17 protein-coding genes and 1 pseudogene are annotated in these 19,399 nt (G+C 47.9%); 14 read left to right on the top strand and 4 right to left on the bottom strand.

All coding sequences use genetic code 11. The annotated features are described in order from the left end of the window. Window positions 1-12 precede the first annotated feature (12 nt). Entirely contained in the window at window positions 13-1,092 is a 1,080-nt protein-coding gene (locus MJQ52_RS06525) for a GGDEF domain-containing protein (RefSeq protein WP_094247117.1), read from the bottom strand. Between the two features lie 151 nt (window positions 1,093-1,243). Here MJQ52_RS06525 and MJQ52_RS06520 point away from each other — a divergent pair, with 151 nt between their 5' ends. Continuing rightward, the gene (locus MJQ52_RS06520; protein ID WP_003155366.1) at window positions 1,244-2,635 is read left to right on the top strand and encodes an L-cystine transporter; all 1,392 of its coding nucleotides are present in this window, start codon (window positions 1,244-1,246) and stop codon (window positions 2,633-2,635) included. 57 nt (window positions 2,636-2,692) lie between these two features. On the opposite strand, the gene MJQ52_RS06515 is transcribed toward MJQ52_RS06520, so the two are convergent. Then, window positions 2,693-3,265 (bottom strand): hypothetical protein, encoded by a 573-nt coding sequence (locus tag MJQ52_RS06515; RefSeq protein WP_094247116.1) that lies wholly within the window; start codon window positions 3,263-3,265, stop codon window positions 2,693-2,695. Window positions 3,266-3,409: 144 nt separating this feature from the next. Between MJQ52_RS06515 and MJQ52_RS06510 the strand changes: the two genes are divergently transcribed. Together MJQ52_RS06510 and MJQ52_RS06505 are read left to right on the top strand one after the other, a co-directional pair. After that, window positions 3,410-3,949, top strand: coding sequence for a YhcN/YlaJ family sporulation lipoprotein (locus MJQ52_RS06510; protein WP_003155362.1), 540 nt, complete (start codon window positions 3,410-3,412; stop codon window positions 3,947-3,949). A 120-nt stretch (window positions 3,950-4,069) separates the two neighbouring features. Further along, window positions 4,070-5,014 (top strand): hypothetical protein, encoded by a 945-nt coding sequence (locus tag MJQ52_RS06505; RefSeq protein ID WP_077721986.1) that lies wholly within the window; start codon window positions 4,070-4,072, stop codon window positions 5,012-5,014. On the opposite strand, the gene MJQ52_RS06500 is transcribed toward MJQ52_RS06505, so the two are convergent. Continuing rightward, window positions 4,974-5,639, bottom strand: coding sequence for a spore coat protein (locus tag MJQ52_RS06500; RefSeq protein WP_014304688.1), 666 nt, complete (start codon window positions 5,637-5,639; stop codon window positions 4,974-4,976). The genes MJQ52_RS06505 and MJQ52_RS06500 overlap by 41 nt on opposite strands. Window positions 5,640-5,831: 192 nt before the next feature. Here MJQ52_RS06500 and MJQ52_RS06495 point away from each other — a divergent pair, with 192 nt between their 5' ends. Both MJQ52_RS06495 and MJQ52_RS06490 read left to right on the top strand, forming a co-directional pair. After that, window positions 5,832-7,886: a 5'-nucleotidase C-terminal domain-containing protein gene (locus MJQ52_RS06495; protein ID WP_191073298.1), complete on the top strand. Its 2,055-nt coding sequence runs from the start codon at window positions 5,832-5,834 to the stop codon at window positions 7,884-7,886. Next, window positions 7,883-8,479 carry a class D sortase gene (locus tag MJQ52_RS06490; RefSeq protein ID WP_094247114.1) on the top strand — a complete coding sequence of 199 codons (597 nt, stop codon included), beginning with the start codon at window positions 7,883-7,885 and terminating at the stop codon, window positions 8,477-8,479. Before MJQ52_RS06495 ends, MJQ52_RS06490 begins: the two co-directional genes overlap by 4 nt. On the opposite strand, the gene MJQ52_RS06485 is transcribed toward MJQ52_RS06490, so the two are convergent. Then, the gene (locus tag MJQ52_RS06485) at window positions 8,476-9,384 is read right to left on the bottom strand and encodes an RluA family pseudouridine synthase (RefSeq protein ID WP_094247113.1); all 909 of its coding nucleotides are present in this window, start codon (window positions 9,382-9,384) and stop codon (window positions 8,476-8,478) included. The two genes, MJQ52_RS06490 and MJQ52_RS06485, sit on opposite strands and share 4 nt — an antisense overlap. 109 nt (window positions 9,385-9,493) lie before the next feature. On the opposite strand from MJQ52_RS06485, the gene MJQ52_RS06480 reads away from it, so the two are divergent. From MJQ52_RS06480 to glpD, 9 genes and pseudogenes are all read left to right on the top strand, one after another. After that, window positions 9,494-9,889 carry a DUF5365 family protein gene (locus tag MJQ52_RS06480; protein WP_007408448.1) on the top strand — a complete coding sequence of 132 codons (396 nt, stop codon included), beginning with the start codon at window positions 9,494-9,496 and terminating at the stop codon, window positions 9,887-9,889. Between the two features lie 130 nt (window positions 9,890-10,019). Beyond that, window positions 10,020-10,442, top strand: coding sequence for a CBS domain-containing protein (locus MJQ52_RS06475; protein ID WP_007610283.1), 423 nt, complete (start codon window positions 10,020-10,022; stop codon window positions 10,440-10,442). Between the two features lie 127 nt (window positions 10,443-10,569). Continuing rightward, window positions 10,570-11,259 (top strand): HAD family hydrolase, encoded by a 690-nt coding sequence (locus MJQ52_RS06470; RefSeq protein WP_007408450.1) that lies wholly within the window; start codon window positions 10,570-10,572, stop codon window positions 11,257-11,259. Beyond that, window positions 11,252-12,790 (top strand): bifunctional GNAT family N-acetyltransferase/carbon-nitrogen hydrolase family protein, encoded by a 1,539-nt coding sequence (locus tag MJQ52_RS06465; RefSeq protein WP_007408451.1) that lies wholly within the window; start codon window positions 11,252-11,254, stop codon window positions 12,788-12,790. The genes MJQ52_RS06470 and MJQ52_RS06465 overlap by 8 nt, the downstream gene beginning before the upstream one ends. Window positions 12,791-13,035: 245 nt before the next feature. After that, window positions 13,036-14,389, top strand: a pseudogene (locus MJQ52_RS06460) (aspartate aminotransferase family protein). Window positions 14,390-14,405: 16 nt separating this feature from the next. Further along, window positions 14,406-14,981 (top strand): glycerol-3-phosphate responsive antiterminator, encoded by a 576-nt coding sequence (locus MJQ52_RS06455; protein ID WP_025649522.1) that lies wholly within the window; start codon window positions 14,406-14,408, stop codon window positions 14,979-14,981. 172 nt (window positions 14,982-15,153) lie between these two features. Next, window positions 15,154-15,981 (top strand): MIP/aquaporin family protein, encoded by an 828-nt coding sequence (locus tag MJQ52_RS06450; RefSeq protein WP_077721989.1) that lies wholly within the window; start codon window positions 15,154-15,156, stop codon window positions 15,979-15,981. 16 nt (window positions 15,982-15,997) lie between these two features. Then, complete coding sequence (gene glpK, locus MJQ52_RS06445) at window positions 15,998-17,488, top strand: glycerol kinase GlpK (protein ID WP_007610291.1); 1,491 nt, start codon at window positions 15,998-16,000, stop codon at window positions 17,486-17,488. 138 nt (window positions 17,489-17,626) lie between these two features. Then, on the top strand, window positions 17,627-19,294 hold the full coding sequence (gene glpD, locus MJQ52_RS06440; protein ID WP_003155341.1) for a glycerol-3-phosphate dehydrogenase: 1,668 nt from the start codon (window positions 17,627-17,629) through the stop codon (window positions 19,292-19,294). Window positions 19,295-19,399: the final 105 nt, after the last annotated feature.

The following is a 19,399-nucleotide window of genomic DNA, read 5'->3' as shown; positions in this document are numbered from 1 at the left end:
CTCTTCGGGCGATCATTCTTCTTTTTCAGTGCTGCACACTTGATTGCGCCCTGATGTTTTCGCTTTGTACAGCATCCGGTCCGCGATCAGGGGCAATGTCTGAGGGTCCGGTGTATTTGTCGGATAATGCGCGATGCCGAGGGAAACGGTCACGGGAATTGTATCTCCGCTCGTCAGCAGAATCGGGTTCGCGTCAATCGTGTGCCTGATTTCCTCTGCGAGGTGAAGCCCTTTTGTATACGTGCAATTGGGCATAAGCACGGCAAATTCTTCCCCGCCGATGCGGGCTGACGTATGAGAACTGCTGAGTAAGAACCTCAGGCGCGCCCCCAGTTCCTTCAGCACTTGGTCCCCTTCATAATGGCCGTATTGATCATTGATCTGCTTAAAGTGATCAATATCCAAATAAATAAGCGCGAGCTGAGACGAGGGGGATTGAGACGCCCGATCGTACAGAACGCGCGAGACGTCCTCGAATTTTCTCTTATTAAAAATCCCCGTCAGAAAATCATAATTCGCTTGAAACTTGTATTGCTTGAACAAAACGCGGGCATCGGCTTCGTGTTTGATGATATACAGTGACAGCATTCCGCCCAAGATGGAAATGAGCCAATAATAAACGAGGGCCCCGGCAGGCTGTTCAGGCATAAGAAACAGCAGCGTCAAGGTGAAAATAACATTTGAAAAAAGCAGCATAACGAACGCCTTTTTGTGATCCGGCTTTTTTCCTCTGAGGACGGCTGCCGAAAGTATCGCAATAACCCCGACTGCGGCGATGGAAAAAATGGCGCTTGCATTGAAATTGATCAGGATACGGCCTGCGACGATAATCGCAAAGGCGGATGCTGTAGACACCCAGCCTCCGTAAAGAGCGGCGATGATAATGGGGATATTTCTGAGATCAATGATGGAATCGGAGTAAGAAAAGCCGAAAACAATCAGAAAAACCCCTAAAAGCCCGCAGACCGTTCCCTTCAGTAATTGAAACATCGGACGGTCTTCTTTATACGAAAGCGACTCTTTAAAAAGAAGGGTGAACAGATAATTAAATGTGATTAAAATCGTTAAATTAAGAAACAGTTCCTTCAGCATAACAATCACCCTTATATAAGTTACTAGAGAAAGGGTGGAAAGAAAAGAGAAAAATCAATAAAAATACATATATTGTCAATCCTTACTTGACCGATCGGAATTGATATAATATAGTGTTAAAGGATAATGAGCAAGGGAGTGTTTACCTGTTTTGGAGAATTTATTTGTAGTCTTACATGTTTTTATTATGCTTTTGCTTATAGCAGGTCTGTTTGTCATGCAAAAAAAACACGTTTCCTTTTCTAAACGTGTCTTTACCGCGCTCGGACTAGGCATTGTATTCGGTTTTGCACTGCAATTGATTTACGGGCCGGCTTCACATATCGTGACACAAACGGCTGATTGGTTTAATATCGCCGGCGGCGGTTATGTCAAATTGCTTCAGATGATCGTCATGCCGCTAGTCTTTATTTCTATTCTCGGCGCATTTACGAAGCTGAAACTGACCCATAACATCGGGAAAATCAGCGGACTGATCATCGGAATTTTGATCGCCACGACAGCAATTGCCGCGGCAGTCGGAATTGTTTCGGCGCTTTCCTTTGATCTGAAAGCCGTCCATATCGACCAGGGAAGCACCGAGTTATCAAGAGGCCAGGAGCTGCAGCAAAAATCTGAGGATATGACGGCCAAAACGCTGCCTCAGCAAATCGTTGAGCTTCTGCCGGGAAATCCGTTTCTTGATTTCACGGGAGCCAGACCGACTTCCACCATCGGAGTCGTTATTTTTGCCGCTTTCCTCGGCATCGCTTTTCTGGGCGTGAAACGGAAGCAGCCGGAGCACGCTGCGACATTCAGCGGAATTGTCGATGCGGTATACGCGATTATTATGCGCGTCGTGACATTAATTTTAAGACTGACGCCTTACGGGGTATTGGCGATTATGACAAAGACGATCGCGACAAGCGACATCGACAGCATTGCGAAACTGGGGATGTTTGTGATCGCTTCATACGCCGCGCTTATCGTCATGTTTATCATTCACCTGCTGCTGATTACGTTCAGCGGTTTAAATCCGATCACATACGTGAAAAAAGCATTTCCTGTCATGGTGTTTGCGTTTACGTCCCGTTCAAGCGCAGGGGCTTTGCCGCTTAATATTAAAACGCAAAAAAGCATGGGCGTCCCTGAAGGAATTGCGAACTTCGCCGGTTCATTCGGTTTATCGATCGGTCAAAACGGCTGTGCCGGCATTTACCCGGCGATGCTCGCGATGATGATTGCGCCGACAGTAGGGCAAAACCCGTTTGAACCGGGATTTATCATCTCCGTCATCGCCATCGTGGCAATCAGTTCATTCGGTGTAGCAGGCGTGGGGGGCGGCGCGACATTTGCGGCTCTGCTCGTCCTATCCGCTTTGAACATGCCTGTCGCGCTTGCCGGGCTGCTCATTTCAATTGAGCCGTTAATTGACATGGGGCGCACCGCCTTAAATGTGAGCGGCAGTATGACCGCAGGGCTGTTAACAAGTAAAATGACGAAGGAAACCGATACCGCGGTGTACAATGATTCCTCAATCGTCATTGAAGCTGAAGAAGCTTAAGTAGCGCTAAAACGAAAAAATCCTTCATCGTTGAACGAATGAAGGATTTTTTTGTTTCTAATGATTTCCGGGTTCAATTTCTTCCAGCATATTCATCACGGTGCTGTCATTTAAAACATTAACCGCGCTTTCTTCGAAGTGAATCGGCTCGGTATAGTGAGGCTTCGGCGAAGTTTTTTTACTGCGGTCTGCCTGTCCGTCCGTATGGGATGAGCCGGAGTGATTGCGGGAAGTCTGCTCATGCTGCTGTCCGCCGGATTCCCCGCCGAAAGCCTGTTTGATCAGCTCGGCAGGCTGCATGGAGCCGGTTTGTGAATGCCGTGCTTTGTCCGTGTGCTGCTGTCCGCCGGATTCCCCGCCGAAAGCCTGTTTGATCAGCTCAGCAGGCTGCATGGAGCCGGTTTGTGAATGCCGTGCTTTGTCCGTGTGCTGCTGTCCGCCGGATTCCCCGCTGAAAGCCTGTTGAATCAGGTCAGCAGGCTGCATGGAGTGTGTACCATCTTTATGCTGCATTCGGCCTGAAACCATTCCGGAGATTTTCCGGCGGATTTCGGGTGATAAAGCTGCAATCAGAATCGATGATCCGATCAGCAGCGCTGTCGGGCTGATGCCGCTTTTTTGTCTGAACAAGTTAAATCCCTCCTCATTCAATTGATTACGCTTACCTTTCCCTATCCTTCTGATATTTATCCAAACCGCTCAGAATGCAAACGGCGTGCATAAATCCCGCCGAATAGAAAAACCTATATGTAAAGTGAGAAAGGAGGAATTCACATGATAAAAAAACAAGCAGTTATTTCTGCCCTTCTTCTGCCGATGCTGATTACCGCAGGGTGCAGCATGGGGAACCAGGGAGAAGGAAAACGAAATGACAACCGCACCCAGAATGTAAATTATCGCAACACGCCTAACGACGGTGCGACAAATATGAATACAGTGAACCGTCATAACCAAAACACCGATCACAATGACAACCGTAACCTGAGAGTGGCTGATAAAGCCGCCGACAAGGTGACTGATTTAAAAGAAGTTAAAAATGCGACTGTGATCGTTGCCGGAAACAGCGCTTATGTAGCCGTTGTTCTGACAAACGGACAAAAAGGCGCCATCGCCAACCATTTGAAAAATAAGATTACCGATAAGGTGAAATCAGCCGATAAACATGTCCGGACTGTATATGTATCAGCAAACCCGGACTTCGTTGAACGTATGCAAGGCTACGGAAAACGAATCCAAAACGGCCACCCGGTATCCGGACTGTTTGATGAATTCGGCCAAATGGTGCAGCGTGTATTCCCAAACCCCAATAAATAAATGAATGGAAAAGCCGCATTTGCTGCGGCTTTTTTATTTTATCTGCCGTCACGACCCAGCGCTTCTGAGCATAAAGTAAAGAATGAGATGAAAATTAAAGGATCGGGGAGGGGAGCTTGTTTGCGTGACGGCATGGGGAAACGGGCGGCATTCACTCTGATCCTGTGCGGAGTCCTTGTCATATTGGCTGTCAGTTCAGCCGTTTCAGTAAGTATGATGTACGTCCTGTCAGGCCAAAACAGCCGCTCTGTTCCGACGAAGGAACAAGTGACTGAACACATGAATAAAGAAATTTACAAACATACAGCGATTTATTATACGGCGGATGAAAAGCCGCTCTTGGATCTGACCAAGCTTACGCTGGACCACGCAAAGCGTATCAACCAAATCATTGTCGGCTATAAAGGAGCGGCGCCTCTTGAACTCATTTTCTTTTCAGATGAAGCTGAAATGGAGCAATACTCAGGATTGAAAAATGTAGTCGGTTTTTATTCAGAGCAGGAGCAGATGATGGGGCTTTTGCCTGAAGAGAAAAAACAGCTTTTGAAAAAAGATGAGCTGGCCGTTTTCATGTATAAGCAATTGATTATACATGAATATACACACTACGCGTTTCATCAAAAAACGCGGCAATTGGGGACGGATACGTCTGTATTTCCGCTTTGGTTTCATGAGGGGCTGAGCGAGTGGGTTGCGCATTATGATGTGGTCATTGATCCGATTGCATTTTCCGTCGTGCCGTTTGATCAATTAACGACCGACCGAAAATGGCAGAAATCGCGTATGGAATATGAAACGGATGTTTATTTGCAAAGCTTCTATATGATAAAGGATTTAACCGAAACATTCGGAGAAGGCATTATCTTAACCATTATCAATAAAACCGCCGAAACACAGGATTTTGAAAAAGGCTTTGAAGCAGCTACGAAAGAAAGCCTGAAACGATTTGAACATGATTTCACAAAAGCATATGAAAAAAAGAAAACGGCATTGGAGAGTCAAGTTTCCAACGCCGTTTTTTTCATTAATGGAGGTTTTGCTGCTGCTGTCCCATTTGTCCTTTAATCGGAGGCATTTGCGGCTGTCCCTGCGCCGGTGCAAATGAATTCAGCATGGTCTGCATATCTTGTGCATTGAGCTGAGGAACCTGATAATAACCGTGTTTGTTTTGGTATAAGAAGATTTCATACGCCATTTCGACATATTGCTGAATTTGGGCGGAGAGCACTCTTCTTGTGACGGGATTGGTCATTTCAAGCGAACTCATCGTCAAGAGAGAAGCTTGAGCTTTAATCAGGCCGAGCATATGGCCGCTTATTCCGAGATCTTTGACATCATTTAATGATTGATTCGGTTTTTTCGGCTGAGTCGGTTTTATACCGTAGACGGCCTGGTTCTGTTCCTCCATCATATATGTCGACGTTTCCTGAGAAGGCTTTTGGCCGGTCTTAAAGCATTCTGCCGTCAGATTATAGAGTCCGAGAATGAATTGATACTGGCGGTCAAGGATGTCGGCCAGCTGCTGATCCTGTATAAACTGTCTGAGCATCATAAATTGATCCAAAACGCCGACTGTTCCGGCCAGCACTTCATGCATATCGAAAAGCTCATGTCCTCCGTGATTCACTTGCGGTGAACCCGGAATCCCCTGATTTACTGGCGGCTGCTGCTGATTCTGCTGCTGTTCCACTGGTTGTTTTCCTCCTTCATGTCAAATCACATTTAAGATGTGAAAAAAGCCGATCCGTTATACATCAAGACATATTTCGTTACATGGGGATTATTTACTATTTTGCGCCAGCGAAGACAATCTTTACAAAAAAGTGATGTGATTTTTAAGAAAATAAGCTAACGTATTTCTTAGAAGACAGGGGGGAAATGAATGAAGAAAAAAAGGGGTTTGCGTCTTTCGTGCTGTTTGCTGACGGTTTGTTTTATGATGTTCAGCGTGAAAGATGCGGAAGCAATCGGACAAGCCGGATCACTGAATGAAGCTGGAACGGATAAAGCGTATAAAGAACGGCAGACTGAAGACTCCGGCCGTATCCCGCTCAGAATCATCAGCATGAATGATCTGCACGGAAAAATTGATCAGCAATATGAGCTTGACCTTAACGGAGACGGTAAACCGGATGGCACTTTCGGACGGATGGACTACGCCGCCGCGTACATTAAAAAGGCGAAAGCCGAGAAAGAACACGCCTTTGTCGTGCATGCGGGCGATATGATCGGGGGCAGCTCTCCCGTGTCAGCCCTTTTTCAGGATGAACCGACAGTAGAACTGATGGAAGACATCGGTTTTGATGTCGGAACTGTCGGCAATCACGAATTCGATGAAGGAACGAATGAGCTTAAGCGGATCATCAATGGAGGAGATCATCCGGACGGTAAGGGGACAAGCGGTTATGACGGCCAAGATTTCCCGCTCGTCTGCGCCAACTGTAAATTGAAGTCAGGGGAGTCCTTTCTGCCGCCGTATGAAATCAAATACGTTTCCGGAATTCCGGTCGCATTTATCGGGGTTGTAACCAGATCGGCGGCAGGCATGGTCATCCCGGACGGAATTAAAAATATTACGTTTACGGATGAGGTAAAGGCCGTCAATGACGCCGCCGCAGACCTGAAGAAAAAAGGAATTAAAGCAATCGCCGTGCTCGCCCATATGTCTGCTGAACAAAATGGCTCAGCCATCACGGGAGAATCCGCAAAGCTTGCAAGCGGAACAGACTCAGAGATTGACGTGATTTTCGCCGCGCACAATCATAAAGTCGTAAACGGAGAAATCAACGGCAAGCTGATCGTGCAGGCATTTGAATACGGAAAAGCAATCGGAATCGCCGATCTCGAACTTGATAAAGAATCGAAGGATATCGTGAAAAAATCAGCGGAAATCCAATATATCGATCAAAGTAAAATCAAGCCTGATCCGGATGCGGCAGGCATATTAAGCAAATATGAAGAGAAAGTGAAACCGATTATCAGCGAAACGGTCGGGGAAGCGGCCCGTGATATAACGGGCGGGTATTCAAATGACGGCGACACGGCGCTCGGAAATCTGATTGCCGACGGTATGAAAGCGAAGATGAAATCCGATTTTGCGCTTATGAATGGGGGAGGCATCCGGGACGGCATAAAAAAAGGGACGATCACATGGGGAGACCTATATAATGTACAGCCGTTCGGCAATGTGCTGACGAAGCTTGAAATCAAAGGAAAAGATTTGCGGGAGATCATCAACGCGCAAATATCTCCGGTGTACGGACCGGATTACAGCATCAGCGGATTTTCCTATACATGGAACCCGGAAACCGGACAAGCGGTGGATATAAAGATGGCGGACGGCACAGACATACAGCCCGAAAAAGGATATACAGTAACAGTCAATCAATTTATGGCGACAGCGGCGGGGGCAAAATACGGTCCGATCGGGAAACTCGGCAAGAATCCGGTGACGGGGCCTGAGGATTTGGAAGCGACCGTAGACTATGTCAAAAGCTTTTCCGCACCGATTTCTTATCAAACCGACGGCCGCATCCGCACGGCATCAGCCACCGAAACACCTGATGACACCGGCAATCAGCCGGGAAGCGGGGAAACACCGGGCGGCACCGGGCCTGATAAAGGAGAAAAACCTCAAGCGGAAAAACCCGCTAAAAAACCTGATGCAGCAGAACAGCCTGATCAAGCCAAAAAACCTGAACGTCCTGTCGCAGAAGAAACAGCATCCGATACAGTGCAGTCAATTCCCGAATCCCGTCCGGCGTCTGCTGCAAATTCGGAACAAAGCACAGAACAGACTGAAAGCGGCACACAAAAAGGCCGCCCATTGCCTGATACTTCAGCGGGCAGCCATCAGACGGCATTGGCCGGCCTGGTGATCACGGGTGCCGGCGTATATTGGCTTTTCAGAAAGAAAAGGGGAGCCCGCACACGATGAACAAACTGAAACATATTCCGCTTCTCGTCATCATCGCAGGTGTTATCATCACATGTTACGGAAGCTGGAAGATCATTGATTCACATATGAAAACGAACCAATCGCTTGAAGAAGCAAAAAAAGCAACAGAACCTGTCTTGGAAAAGAACGAAACAAAAAGCGCTGTGCAGGCACAGCGCAAAAAAGAATTTCACCCCGAAACGGGTGAGGCAAGCGGCATTTTAGAAATCCCTGAAATTGACGCTGAGCTCCCGATCGTCGAAGGGACTGACGCAGATGATTTAGCAAAAGGCGTCGGACATTATAAGGACAGCTATTATCCTGGCGATCACGGCCAAATTGTGTTATCCGGCCACAGGGACACGGTGTTCCGCCGGACCGGCGAACTGAAAAAAGGAGACAGACTGAACGTGATTTTGTCTTACGGCACGTTTTCTTATAAAATCAGCCGCACAAAAATCGTCAGCCGGGATGATACGTCTGTCATCACCCTTCAACACGAGAGGGAGGAACTGATCCTGACCACTTGCTATCCGTTTTCTTACATTGGAAATGCGCCGAAACGATATATTATATATGCCGACCCGGTTTAAGAAAAATACGTTTCGGTAAAATGAGCCAGATCAGCCGGCATCGGCGCCTCGGCAACGATTTCTTCTCCTGAGATCGGATGGACGACACTGACTTTTCTGGCGTGAAGCGCCTGCCTGTGAAACAGCGCCCTGCTTCCGCCGTACAGGTCATCGCCCGCCAACGGATGGCCGATGCTTGCCATATGCACCCTGATTTGATGTGTTCTCCCGGTTTCCAGTTCAAGCTCTGCCAATGTAAGCTGCGCACCGGGATGATAGCCTTTCACTTTGTAATGGGTGACGGCGGCTTGTCCGCCGGGTGAGACGCGCCGTCTGACGGAATGTGACCTGTCGCGGCCGATCGGCGAGTCAACCGTGCCTTTTTTCGGCGTGACTTTTCCTTCCGCCGCGGCGATATAGGTGCGTTTTAATGTTTTGGTTTCGAGCTGACGGTCAAGGATTGCATGGGCCAGGCGGTGTTTCGCAAAAACGACCGCGCCTGACGTGTCACGGTCAAGACGGTGAACGTGGCGCACTTTCGCCTGTTCGCCGTTGATTTGAAAATGATAAGCGATCAGGTTGCTGAGGGTTCCGGTCTGACCCTCTTCATTTGGATGAGTCGGCATTCCCGCCGGCTTATTTGCAATCAGCATATGACTGTCCTCAAATAAAATGTCCGGCTCTCCGTATTCAGGAATCACCGAAGAACCCGTTCTTTCCTGAAGATCAATGAATAAGCGGTCTCCGGTTTTCAGTATGATGTTGTTTTTCGGGGATGTCCGATTCACCTGAATGCTTTTTTGGTTCATCCATTCCGTTATCACGGGTTTTGACGCCTGGAATTCAGATTTCAGGACTGAAAACAGCCATTGTCCGGCGTGTTTTTCCGTAATCAGGAGTTCCAGACCGCGGTCATTTTGTTTCATATCATAAAGCTCCTTTTCAAGCGGAAAGCGGCTGTTTCAATAGGAAACACTTACCTTAGCTTTCGCGTTTTTTTCTATGCTATTCTTGATAAAGATTAAGGATATTCACATGGCAAGAAAGGTGATTGATGTGAGAATTGTGAACGCAGCGACTGACGGACAAGAAAGCGCGATACAAGAGCTTTCCTCTGAATTGTTTCAAAATGTCTTTCCTCTTTATTTCTCCGAACTGGAAATTCAGCGCTTTAAAAAAAGGGGCGTATTGTCTTTACAAAACCAACGTTACCAAGGAACTTTAAAAGAAGCGTTTCAAATTATGGCTTGTCTGCAAACGGTACATATCATGCTGTCAAAGCCGCACCCCGTATATGACGTCAAAGAGCGGGCGCTGTTTGATAAAAATTGCGCTTTGCTGAATGAATGCGGAATGAATTTTCCCTTTACCTATGATGATTTCGAGACAGGGGCCGGATCAGAAGCCTGCGGTCACAGAAGGCTGATCTGACGGGTATAAAGAGCCTTTTGACAGGCTCTTTTTTGCTTCCTTGACATGATACCACAATTTCTTTCCTCTAACTCCCTTTATAATGAGACAAATCCCCGAGCATAATAAATGTCGAAAGGGGTGCTTTACAATGAGTTCAATCAAACAATCAATGACTACCCACGTGGCTACCGTTTCTCCCAATCAAACGATTCAGGAAGCGGCTGCGCTGATGCACCAGCATAATGTCGGAGCAATTCCCGTCGTTGACGGAGGGGAATTAAAAGGAATGCTGACAGACCGTGATATCGCATTGAGAACAACGGCTCAAGGCCGCGACGGCCAAACACCTGTTTCACACGTGATGTCTTCTACAGTTGTATCCGGAAACCCGGAAATGAGTCTTGAAGAGGCGTCACATCTGATGGCCCAACACCAAATCCGCCGCCTTCCCATTGTCGATCAAAATCATCTGGTCGGGATCGTTGCGCTTGGAGACTTAGCGGTCGATCAGCGTTCAAATGAGTCTGCGGGAGCAGCTCTTTCCAATATTTCCAGTCAAAACACACAGTAACGGATGAAGAGAGCTTGCACTCATGCAGGCTCTTCTTTCCGTGAGAATGTTACATTTTGAACGCGAAAGAAATTCACGGTATAGTGTATACATAGGTCAGTACGTTTAGCTAAAGGAGCTGTAACCATTGATAAAAGCATTAATCTTTGATTTTGACGGGTTAATTTTAGATACAGAAACCCATGAATATGAAGTGCTGCAGGAAATGTTTGAAGAACACGGTTCAACATTGCCTTTATCCGTCTGGGGAAAGGTGATCGGAACGGCCGCGGGGTTTAAGCCGTTCGCATATTTAGAGGAGCAGCTGGGAAGAAAGCTCGATCATGATGAACTGACGGCGATCAGGCGCGGGCGCTTCGAACAGCGGATGAAGACGGAAACGGCGCGTCCCGGGGTGGAGGCTTATTTAGCCGCGGCAAAAGAATTAGGATTGAAAGTGGGGCTCGCGTCCAGCTCAGATTTTAAATGGGTATCGGGCCATCTGAAGGAATTAGGCCTGTTTGATGAATTTGAAGTGATTCAGACGGCTGACGACGTAGAAGAAGTGAAGCCGAATCCGGAGCTCTATCTGAAAGCTGCGGAACATTTAGGCGTTGAACCATCTGAATGTCTGGCCTTTGAGGATTCGGTCAACGGCTCAATCGCAGCCAAACGGGCCGGCATGAAATGTGTCATCGTCCCGAATAAGGTAACAAGCGCCCTGTTATTTGAAGAATACGATCACAGACTGGAATCGATGGCGGAAATGGAACTTGAATTACTCTTACAGCGATTGAACGATCAAAACGAAACGGCAGGGGGAAGCAGCATTGTCTGAGAAACTTGATCTGACCCGTTTTGAAAAGAAAATGGTCATCCGGAATATGGAAGAGAAAGATATCAACAAAATTATTGAGCTGCAAAAGGATTGTTTTCCGGGGATGGAGCCGTGGGAGCCTGAGCATTTAATCAGCCATCTCGCGCACTTTCCGGAAGGTCAGTTTTGCGCCGAGTATGAAGGGGAAATTATCGGTTCATGCTCAAGCCTGATCATCAATTTCGATGAATATGATGACCGCCACACGTGGCAGGACATTACAGACGACGGTTATATCACGAACCACAACCCGGACGGATTGAATCTGTACGGGATTGAGGTAATGGTTCACCCGGAATACAGACGGATGAAAATCGGACACCGGCTGTATGAGGCGAGAAAAGACTTGGCGAGACGATTGAATCTGAAAAGCATCATTATCGGCGGGCGGATTCCGAATTATCATAAGTATGCGGAAGAAATGACGGCGAGAGCCTATGTCGAACAGGTGACGCGCCATCAGATTTATGATCCGGTGCTTTCTTTCCAGCTGATGAACGGATTTACGCTCATGCGGATCAATCCGAATTATCTCCCGGATGACACCGCGTCCATTAAATATGCGACATTAATGCAATGGAACAATGTCGATTACCTGCCGCAATCGAAGCGCTATTACAAATCGGCATTTCCGGTGCGCATCTGCGTCATTCAATATGAAATGAAAAAGATTTACTCCTTCGAGGAATTTGCCAATCAGGTTGAATATTATGTCGATGTGGCTTCCGATGCGAGATCTGATTTCGCAGTGTTCCCGGAGATTTTCACGACGCAGCTCATGTCTTTCCTCGAGGAGCGTTCTCCGAGTCTGGCCATTCAGAGGATTACCGAATATACCGAGGACTATATCAGCCTCTTTACAGATCTCGCGGTGAAATATAACGTCAACATCATCGGCGGCTCCCACTTCGTTGAAGAAGAGGGGAAAATTTATAACATCGCGTACTTATTCAGACGTGACGGCACGATTGAAAAACAATATAAGCTTCACATTACGCCGAATGAGCGGAAATGGTGGGGCATCAGCGCCGGAGACAGGGTGCGCGTATTTGATACGGACTGCGGAAAGATCGCCATTCAGATCTGTTACGATATCGAATTTCCGGAGCTTGCGAGAATTGCCGCGGATCAAGGGGCGAAAATTATCTTTACGCCGTTCTGCACTGAAGACCGCCAAGGCTACTTGCGCGTAAGGTACTGCTCTCAGGCGCGAGCGGTTGAAAACCAAATTTACACCGTCATCTCAGGTACGGTCGGAAACCTGCCGCAAACAGAAAATATGGATATTCAATACGCGCAGTCAGCCATTTTTGCTCCGTCTGATTTTGAATTTGCCAGAGACGGAATCGTCGGTGAAACGAATCCGAATATCGAAATGGTCGTGATCGGGGACGTGGACCTTGAAATCTTAAGAAGGCAGCGTGAAAACGGAACCGTGCGCCAGCTGAAAGACCGGCGCAAAGACATTTACCGGATTACGCATCTGAAATAAAAAAAAACGCCCGCTCCGCTTAAGGGGCGGGTTTTTTTATAAAAACACTTGCACCGGCCCCGGTTTCGGGATATGCTCTTGTAGCCCTTTCGCTTTCTGGGAGAAAGCGTTTTTTTAATTGCCGCCGCTTTATTGACTCGCCCATGCCGCGCCTTTATATTCTTATTAAGAGGAAAACTTCACCAAGAGAATCGGCGTCAGAAGCCGGGCAGCTTTCGATACAGTGCAATGATATTGAAAGGGAGATGAGCGGTGTGGAACATGTACAAAAAAAATCAGTCACTCAAACAAAAGGATAAAGAGCTGATTTGGCACGCGATGAAAGGGGCGGAGCCGGATGACAGCATAATCGTCCAAAAAGGGGAAGGCGCCTGGGTTACGGATATTGACGGCAGGCGGTATTTGGACGGCATGTCAGGACTGTGGTGCGTCAATATCGGATACGGGAGAAAGGAGCTTGCCGATGCGGCTTACAGCCAATTGAAGGAGCTTCCTTATTATCCGCTGACCCAAAGCCATCAACCCGCGATTGAGCTTGCGGAAAAACTGAATGAATGGCTCGGCGGCGATTATGTAATCTTCTTTTCCAACAGCGGATCGGAAGCAAATGAAACCGCGTTCAAAATTGCCCGCCAATACCACATTGAAAACGGCGATCACAGCCGCTTCAAATTCATCTCCCGGTACAGAGGCTATCACGGCAATACGATGGGGGCGCTCGCCGCTACCGGTCAGGCGCAGAGAAAATATAAATATGAGCCGCTCTCACAAGGTTTTTTGCACGCGGCGCCGCCTGATCTCTATCGGAATCCCGGCGATGCCGTCACATTGGAAAGCGCGCATGAAATCGACCGGATCATGACGTGGGAGTTAAGCGAAACGATTGCCGGCGTTATTATGGAACCGATTATTACAGGCGGAGGGATACTGATGCCTCCGGACGGGTATATGGCAAAGGTAGAGGACATTTGCCGCCGCCACGGCGCGCTTCTGATCAGTGATGAAGTCATTTGCGGTTTCGGCCGCACGGGAGAGCCGTTCGGATTTCAGCATTACGGCGTTTCACCGGACATCGTCACAATGGCAAAAGGCATTACGAGCGCTTATCTGCCGCTGTCGGCAACGGCAGTAAAACGGGAGATTTTTGAGGCGTATTCAGGCGGTGAGCCGTACGGCCGCTTCCGGCACGTGAATACATTCGGAGGCAATCCGGCAGCCTGCGCCCTTGCTTTGAAAAACCTGCAATTGATGGAGGACGAAAATCTGATCGCCCGTTCCCGGGAGCTTGGAGAACGGCTGCTCCGTGAGCTTGAGCCGCTCAAAGAACATCCGGCGGTCGGCGATGTACGGGGCAAAGGCCTTCTTGCCGGCATTGAGCTCGTCAAGGACAAAATCACGAAGGAACCCGCTGATGCCGCTCTTGTGCAGCACGTCATCACCGCGTGCAGAGAAAAAGGCCTGCTTGTCGGGAAAAATGGTGATACTGTAGCGGGATATAATAATGTCATTCAGCTGTCTCCGCCTTTTTGCCTGTCCGACGAGGAGCTCTCTTTCATCATTTCGACCGTCAAGGAAAGCGTGCTGAGCATTGATTTTTAATGTAAAGGAGTAAAACATGAGTTTTCACAACCAGAAGATTCTACCGGCTATCCGGAACATGAAGCAATTCGATGCATTTTTAGAGAGTCCGTTCTTATACGGCGTCATTTTAGATATCCACCTCGGTCAATTAAAAGGTGTTGTGAATGAAGCGAAAAAACACGGAAAACTTCTGATGGTTCACGTCGATTTAATTCACGGCATTAAGCATGACGAATACGGTGCGGAGTTTATTTGTCAGGATATCCGGCCCGCGGGCATCATTTCGACGAGATCATCAGTCATCGTCAAAGCGAAACAAAAGAAAATATACGCGATCCAGCGTCTGTTTCTCTTGGATACGAGCGCCATGGAGAAAAGCATGGAATTCGTCGGAAAGCATAAGCCTGACTTTATCGAGGTTCTCCCGGGCATCGTTCCGACTTTAATCAGAGAAATTAAAGAAATGACGGGGATTCCGATTTTTGCCGGCGGCTTTATCCGCACGGAGCAGGACGTTGAAAACGCCTTGCAGGCAGGAGCCACGGCCGTGACGACTTCAGACACCGAACTATGGGCTAAATATGAACATTCTATGACAAAAAAAGATTGACACCGCTTACACCCATTGTTACAATAGACCTAGGTTAATACTATGTGATGGAGATCCGGAGACCCACAACAGCTCTTTACGGAAGCAATAAAGCGTAAAGCGGTTTGTTGTGGGTTTTTTATTCTCTATAACTCTGTCAAACCTGCTATTTTGTCATTTAGGAGGAATGGTGATGACAGCATTTTGGGGAGAAGTAATCGGTACAATGCTGCTTGTTATTTTCGGCGGCGGCGTTTGTGCGGGAGTCAATTTAAAGAAATCGCTTTCATACCAATCCGGATGGATTGTTATTGTATTCGGCTGGGGATTGGGAGTAGCCATGGCGGCATATGCCGTCGGCAGCATCAGCGGCGCTCACTTGAATCCGGCTTTAACGATAGGCCTTGCGCTTGAAGGCAGCTTTCCTTGGAAAGACGTCCCTGTTTATATTACGGGACAGATGATCGGAGCAATGATCGGTGCGGTTGTTGTGTACCTTCATTATCTGCCGCATTGGAAGGCGACGGATGATCCGGCCGCTAAACTGGGCGTTTTCTCGACCGGCCCGAGTATTCCTCATACATTTGGGAATATGATAAGTGAAGTCATTGGTACGTTTGTGCTTGTGCTCGGCATTTTGGCAATCGGAGCGAATGAATTTACAAAAGGGCTGAACCCGCTGATTGTCGGATTCCTCATCGTTGCCATCGGGATTTCTCTTGGAGGGACGACCGGATATGCGATCAACCCTGCGCGGGATCTGGGGCCGAGAATCGCTCACGCCTTTCTGCCGATCCCGAAAAAAGGGCCGTCAAATTGGAAATATGCCTGGATTCCCGTAATCGGTCCGATCATGGGCGGTGCGTTCGGCGGCGTATTTTACAATGCCGCGTTTAAAGGAAATGTGACACCTAGCTTTTGGTTTGTAAGCGTTATAATGGTTGTAGTGCTTTTCATACTCTATATTTATACCAAGAAATCTCAATCACAGAAAACATTATCAAATTCTGAATATATTTAAAAAGGAGAGCGGCATCATGGAGACCTATATTTTATCAATTGACCAAGGCACAACAAGTTCAAGAGCGATTCTTTTTAATAAAGAAGGAAAAATCGTGCATTCCGCTCAAAAGGAATTCACACAGCATTTCCCTCAGCCGGGCTGGGTGGAGCACAATGCGAACGAAATCTGGGGATCGGTGCTCGCCGTTATCGCGACTGTGATTTCCGAGTCCGGAATCAGCGCTGATCAAATTGCCGGTATCGGCATCACGAACCAAAGGGAAACGACGGTCGTATGGGATAAAGATACCGGAAAGCCGGTATACAATGCGATTGTGTGGCAATCGAGACAAACATCCGGCATTTGCGAAGAGCTTCGTGAAAAAGGATATAATGATACATTCAGAGAAAAAACGGGACTTTTGATCGACCCTTATTTCTCAGGAACGAAAGTCAAATGGATTCTTGACAATGTAGAAGGCGCGCGGGAAAAAGCGGAAAACGGAAATCTTCTGTTCGGAACGATTGATTCATGGCTCATCTGGAAAATGTCCGGAGGCGCGGCGCACGTAACGGATTATTCCAACGCTTCAAGAACGCTGATGTTTAATATCCATGAATTAAAATGGGATGACGAGCTTCTTGATATTTTAGGCGTGCCGAAATCAATGCTGCCGGAAGTGAAACCGTCTTCTCATGTGTACGCGAAAACGGTTGATTATCATTTCTTCGGTAAGAACATTCCGATTGCGGGAGCGGCCGGAGACCAGCAGTCTGCGCTGTTCGGTCAGGCGTGCTTTGAAGAAGGCATGGGGAAAAACACATACGGCACAGGCTGCTTTATGCTGATGAATACCGGAGAAAAAGCCATCACTTCTGATCACGGCCTTCTGACGACAATCGCCTGGGGATTAGACGGAAAAGTCGAGTATGCATTGGAAGGAAGCATCTTTGTCGCAGGTTCTGCCATCCAATGGCTGAGAGACGGCATGCGGATGTTCCAGGATTCGAAAGAAAGCGAGACATACGCAGAGCGTGTGGATTCCGCTGACGGTGTTTATGTCGTGCCCGCTTTCGTCGGATTGGGCACACCGTACTGGGACAGTGACGTGCGCGGCTCAGTTTTCGGCCTGACACGCGGAACGACGAAGGAGCATTTTATCCGTGCCACGCTTGAATCTCTCGCATATCAGGCGAAAGATGTGCTTGATGCCATGGAGGCTGATTCAGGCATCTCTTTAAAAACATTGCGTGTAGACGGCGGAGCGGTAAAAAATAACTTCCTCATGCAGTTCCAGAGCGACTTGCTTGATGTGCCGGTCGAACGTCCGGAAATTAATGAAACGACGGCGCTCGGTGCCGCGTATTTAGCCGGAATCGCTGTCGGCTACTGGAAGGACAGCACTGAAATCGCCGATCAGTGGAACCTTGATAAGCAATTCAAACCGGAAATGGAAGATGAAAAACGCGATGAATTGTACGGCGGATGGAAAAAAGCAGTAAATGCAGCTATGGCTTTTAAATAAGATAAAATTATGGTATACTGAAAACAAGTTAATAGGAACGGTCCTGAGATGAGGAGAGACCACAGCACCAAAGTGATGACATGCGCTTTGGCTGTTGTGGTCTCTTTTTCTATACCGTGACAACAAGGAGGAAGCGTAATGATGAATCACCAATTTTCAAGTTTGGAACGGGATCATATGCTGGAAGACATGACTAAAAAAACATACGATCTGTTTATTATAGGCGGAGGTATTACGGGTGCCGGTACGGCGCTTGACGCTGCTTCAAGGGGAATGAAAGTCGCTTTGAGCGAAATGCAGGATTTCGCGGCCGGCACATCAAGCCGATCCACAAAGCTTGTCCACGGCGGTTTGCGTTATCTGAAGCAATTTGAAGTCAAAATGGTGGCTGAAGTCGGTAAGGAACGCGCCATCGTGTACGAAAACGGCCCGCACGTCACGACGCCGGAATGGATGCTGCTGCCGTTTCATAAAGGCGGCACGTTCGGTTCATTCTCTACTTCCATCGGCCTGCGTGTGTATGACTATTTAGCGGGAGTAAAAAAATCAGAGCGCAGAAGCATGCTGTCTGCTAAAGAAACGCTGCAAAAAGAGCCGCTCGTCAAAAAAGACGGCTTAAAAGGCGGAGGCTATTATGTAGAGTACCGGACGGACGATGCGAGACTGACGATTGAAGTCATGAAAGAAGCCGTTAAATTCGGTGCTGAGCCTGTCAACTATTCTAAAGTGAAAGAACTGCTTTATGAAAAAGGAAAAGTTGTCGGCGTTTTAATTGAAGATCTGCTGTCAGGCAAGGAATACAAAGTGTACGCCAAAAAAATCGTCAATGCGACAGGTCCATGGGTCGACGAACTGAGAGAAAAAGACCACAGCAAAAGCGGAAAACATCTCCAGCACACAAAAGGGGTCCATCTCGTATTCGACCAATCCGTATTTCCGCTTAAACAGGCGGTGTACTTTGATACGCCGGACGGCCGGATGGTGTTCGCTATTCCGCGTGAAGGAAAAACATACGTGGGTACGACCGATACGGTTTACAAACAAAAACTTGAGCACCCGCGCATGACGGTGCAGGATCGCGATTATGTCGTCAGCTCCATCAATTATATGTTCCCGGAACTGAACATTACGGCGGACGATATTGAATCAAGCTGGGCCGGCCTCAGACCGCTTATTCACGAAGAAGGGAAAGACCCGTCTGAGATCTCCCGTAAAGATGAAATCTGGACATCTCAATCAGGCCTGATTACGATCGCCGGAGGAAAACTGACGGGCTACCGTAAAATGGCTGAGCACATTGTCGATCTTGTCCGCGACCGCTTGAAAGAAGAGGGCGGCCAGGACTTCGGCGGCTGCAAGACGAAGACGATGCCGATTTCCGGCGGACATGTCGGCGGCTCTAAAAACTTCGAGTCATTTGTGGAAGCAAAGACAAAAGACGGCTTGAAAATCGGTTTATCACAGGAAACCGCTAAGCAGTTAGCCATCAGATACGGCTCTAACGTTGAAAATGTATTCAGCCGGATTGAAGGCCTGAAAGATGAAGCGGAAAAACGCCAGATTCCGGTTCACATTCTGGCGGAAGCGGCTTACAGCATCGAAGAAGAAATGGCTGCGACACCTGCCGATTTCTTCGTCCGCAGAACGGGTAGACTGTTCTTCGACATCAAATGGGTGCAAACGTATAAAACGGCCGTGATTGATTACATGAGCGACCGATTCCAATGGAATGACGAAACGAAAGAAAAACACACTGAGTGGTTAAATACGCTGCTGCACGACGCGGTTGTTCCGCTCGAACAATAATAACCGGAGGGCTGTGCCGAAAAGGCATGAGCCCTTCTTTTATCTTTTTACATAAAGCATTTGGTTAAGTTATCAAGTGACACGGGCAGCCGCTTCATATTAAAA

Source organism: Bacillus sp. jun7, from assembly GCF_051034795.1.
Classification (GTDB): domain Bacteria; phylum Bacillota; class Bacilli; order Bacillales; family Bacillaceae; genus Bacillus; species Bacillus velezensis.
The sequence above is the reverse complement of the archived record's forward strand: the minus strand, read 5'-3'. Positions and strand labels throughout refer to the sequence as shown.

Excerpts from the sequence above, each read along its gene's own strand:
- MJQ52_RS06525 (WP_094247117.1), bottom strand. The coding sequence starts at position 1,092 with ATGCTGAAGGAACTGTTTCTTAATTTAACGATTTTAATCACATTTAAT.
- MJQ52_RS06510 (WP_003155362.1), top strand. The coding sequence starts at position 3,410 with ATGATAAAAAAACAAGCAGTTATTTCTGCCCTTCTTCTGCCGATGCTG.
- MJQ52_RS06495 (WP_191073298.1), top strand. The coding sequence starts at position 5,832 with ATGAAGAAAAAAAGGGGTTTGCGTCTTTCGTGCTGTTTGCTGACGGTT.
- MJQ52_RS06490 (WP_094247114.1), top strand. The coding sequence starts at position 7,883 with ATGAACAAACTGAAACATATTCCGCTTCTCGTCATCATCGCAGGTGTT.
- MJQ52_RS06485 (WP_094247113.1), bottom strand. The coding sequence starts at position 9,384 with ATGAAACAAAATGACCGCGGTCTGGAACTCCTGATTACGGAAAAACAC.
- MJQ52_RS06480 (WP_007408448.1), top strand. The coding sequence starts at position 9,494 with ATGGCAAGAAAGGTGATTGATGTGAGAATTGTGAACGCAGCGACTGAC.
- MJQ52_RS06475 (WP_007610283.1), top strand. The coding sequence starts at position 10,020 with ATGAGTTCAATCAAACAATCAATGACTACCCACGTGGCTACCGTTTCT.
- MJQ52_RS06455 (WP_025649522.1), top strand. The coding sequence starts at position 14,406 with ATGAGTTTTCACAACCAGAAGATTCTACCGGCTATCCGGAACATGAAG.
- MJQ52_RS06450 (WP_077721989.1), top strand. The coding sequence starts at position 15,154 with ATGACAGCATTTTGGGGAGAAGTAATCGGTACAATGCTGCTTGTTATT.
- glpK (WP_007610291.1), top strand. The coding sequence starts at position 15,998 with ATGGAGACCTATATTTTATCAATTGACCAAGGCACAACAAGTTCAAGA.
- glpD (WP_003155341.1), top strand. The coding sequence starts at position 17,627 with ATGATGAATCACCAATTTTCAAGTTTGGAACGGGATCATATGCTGGAA.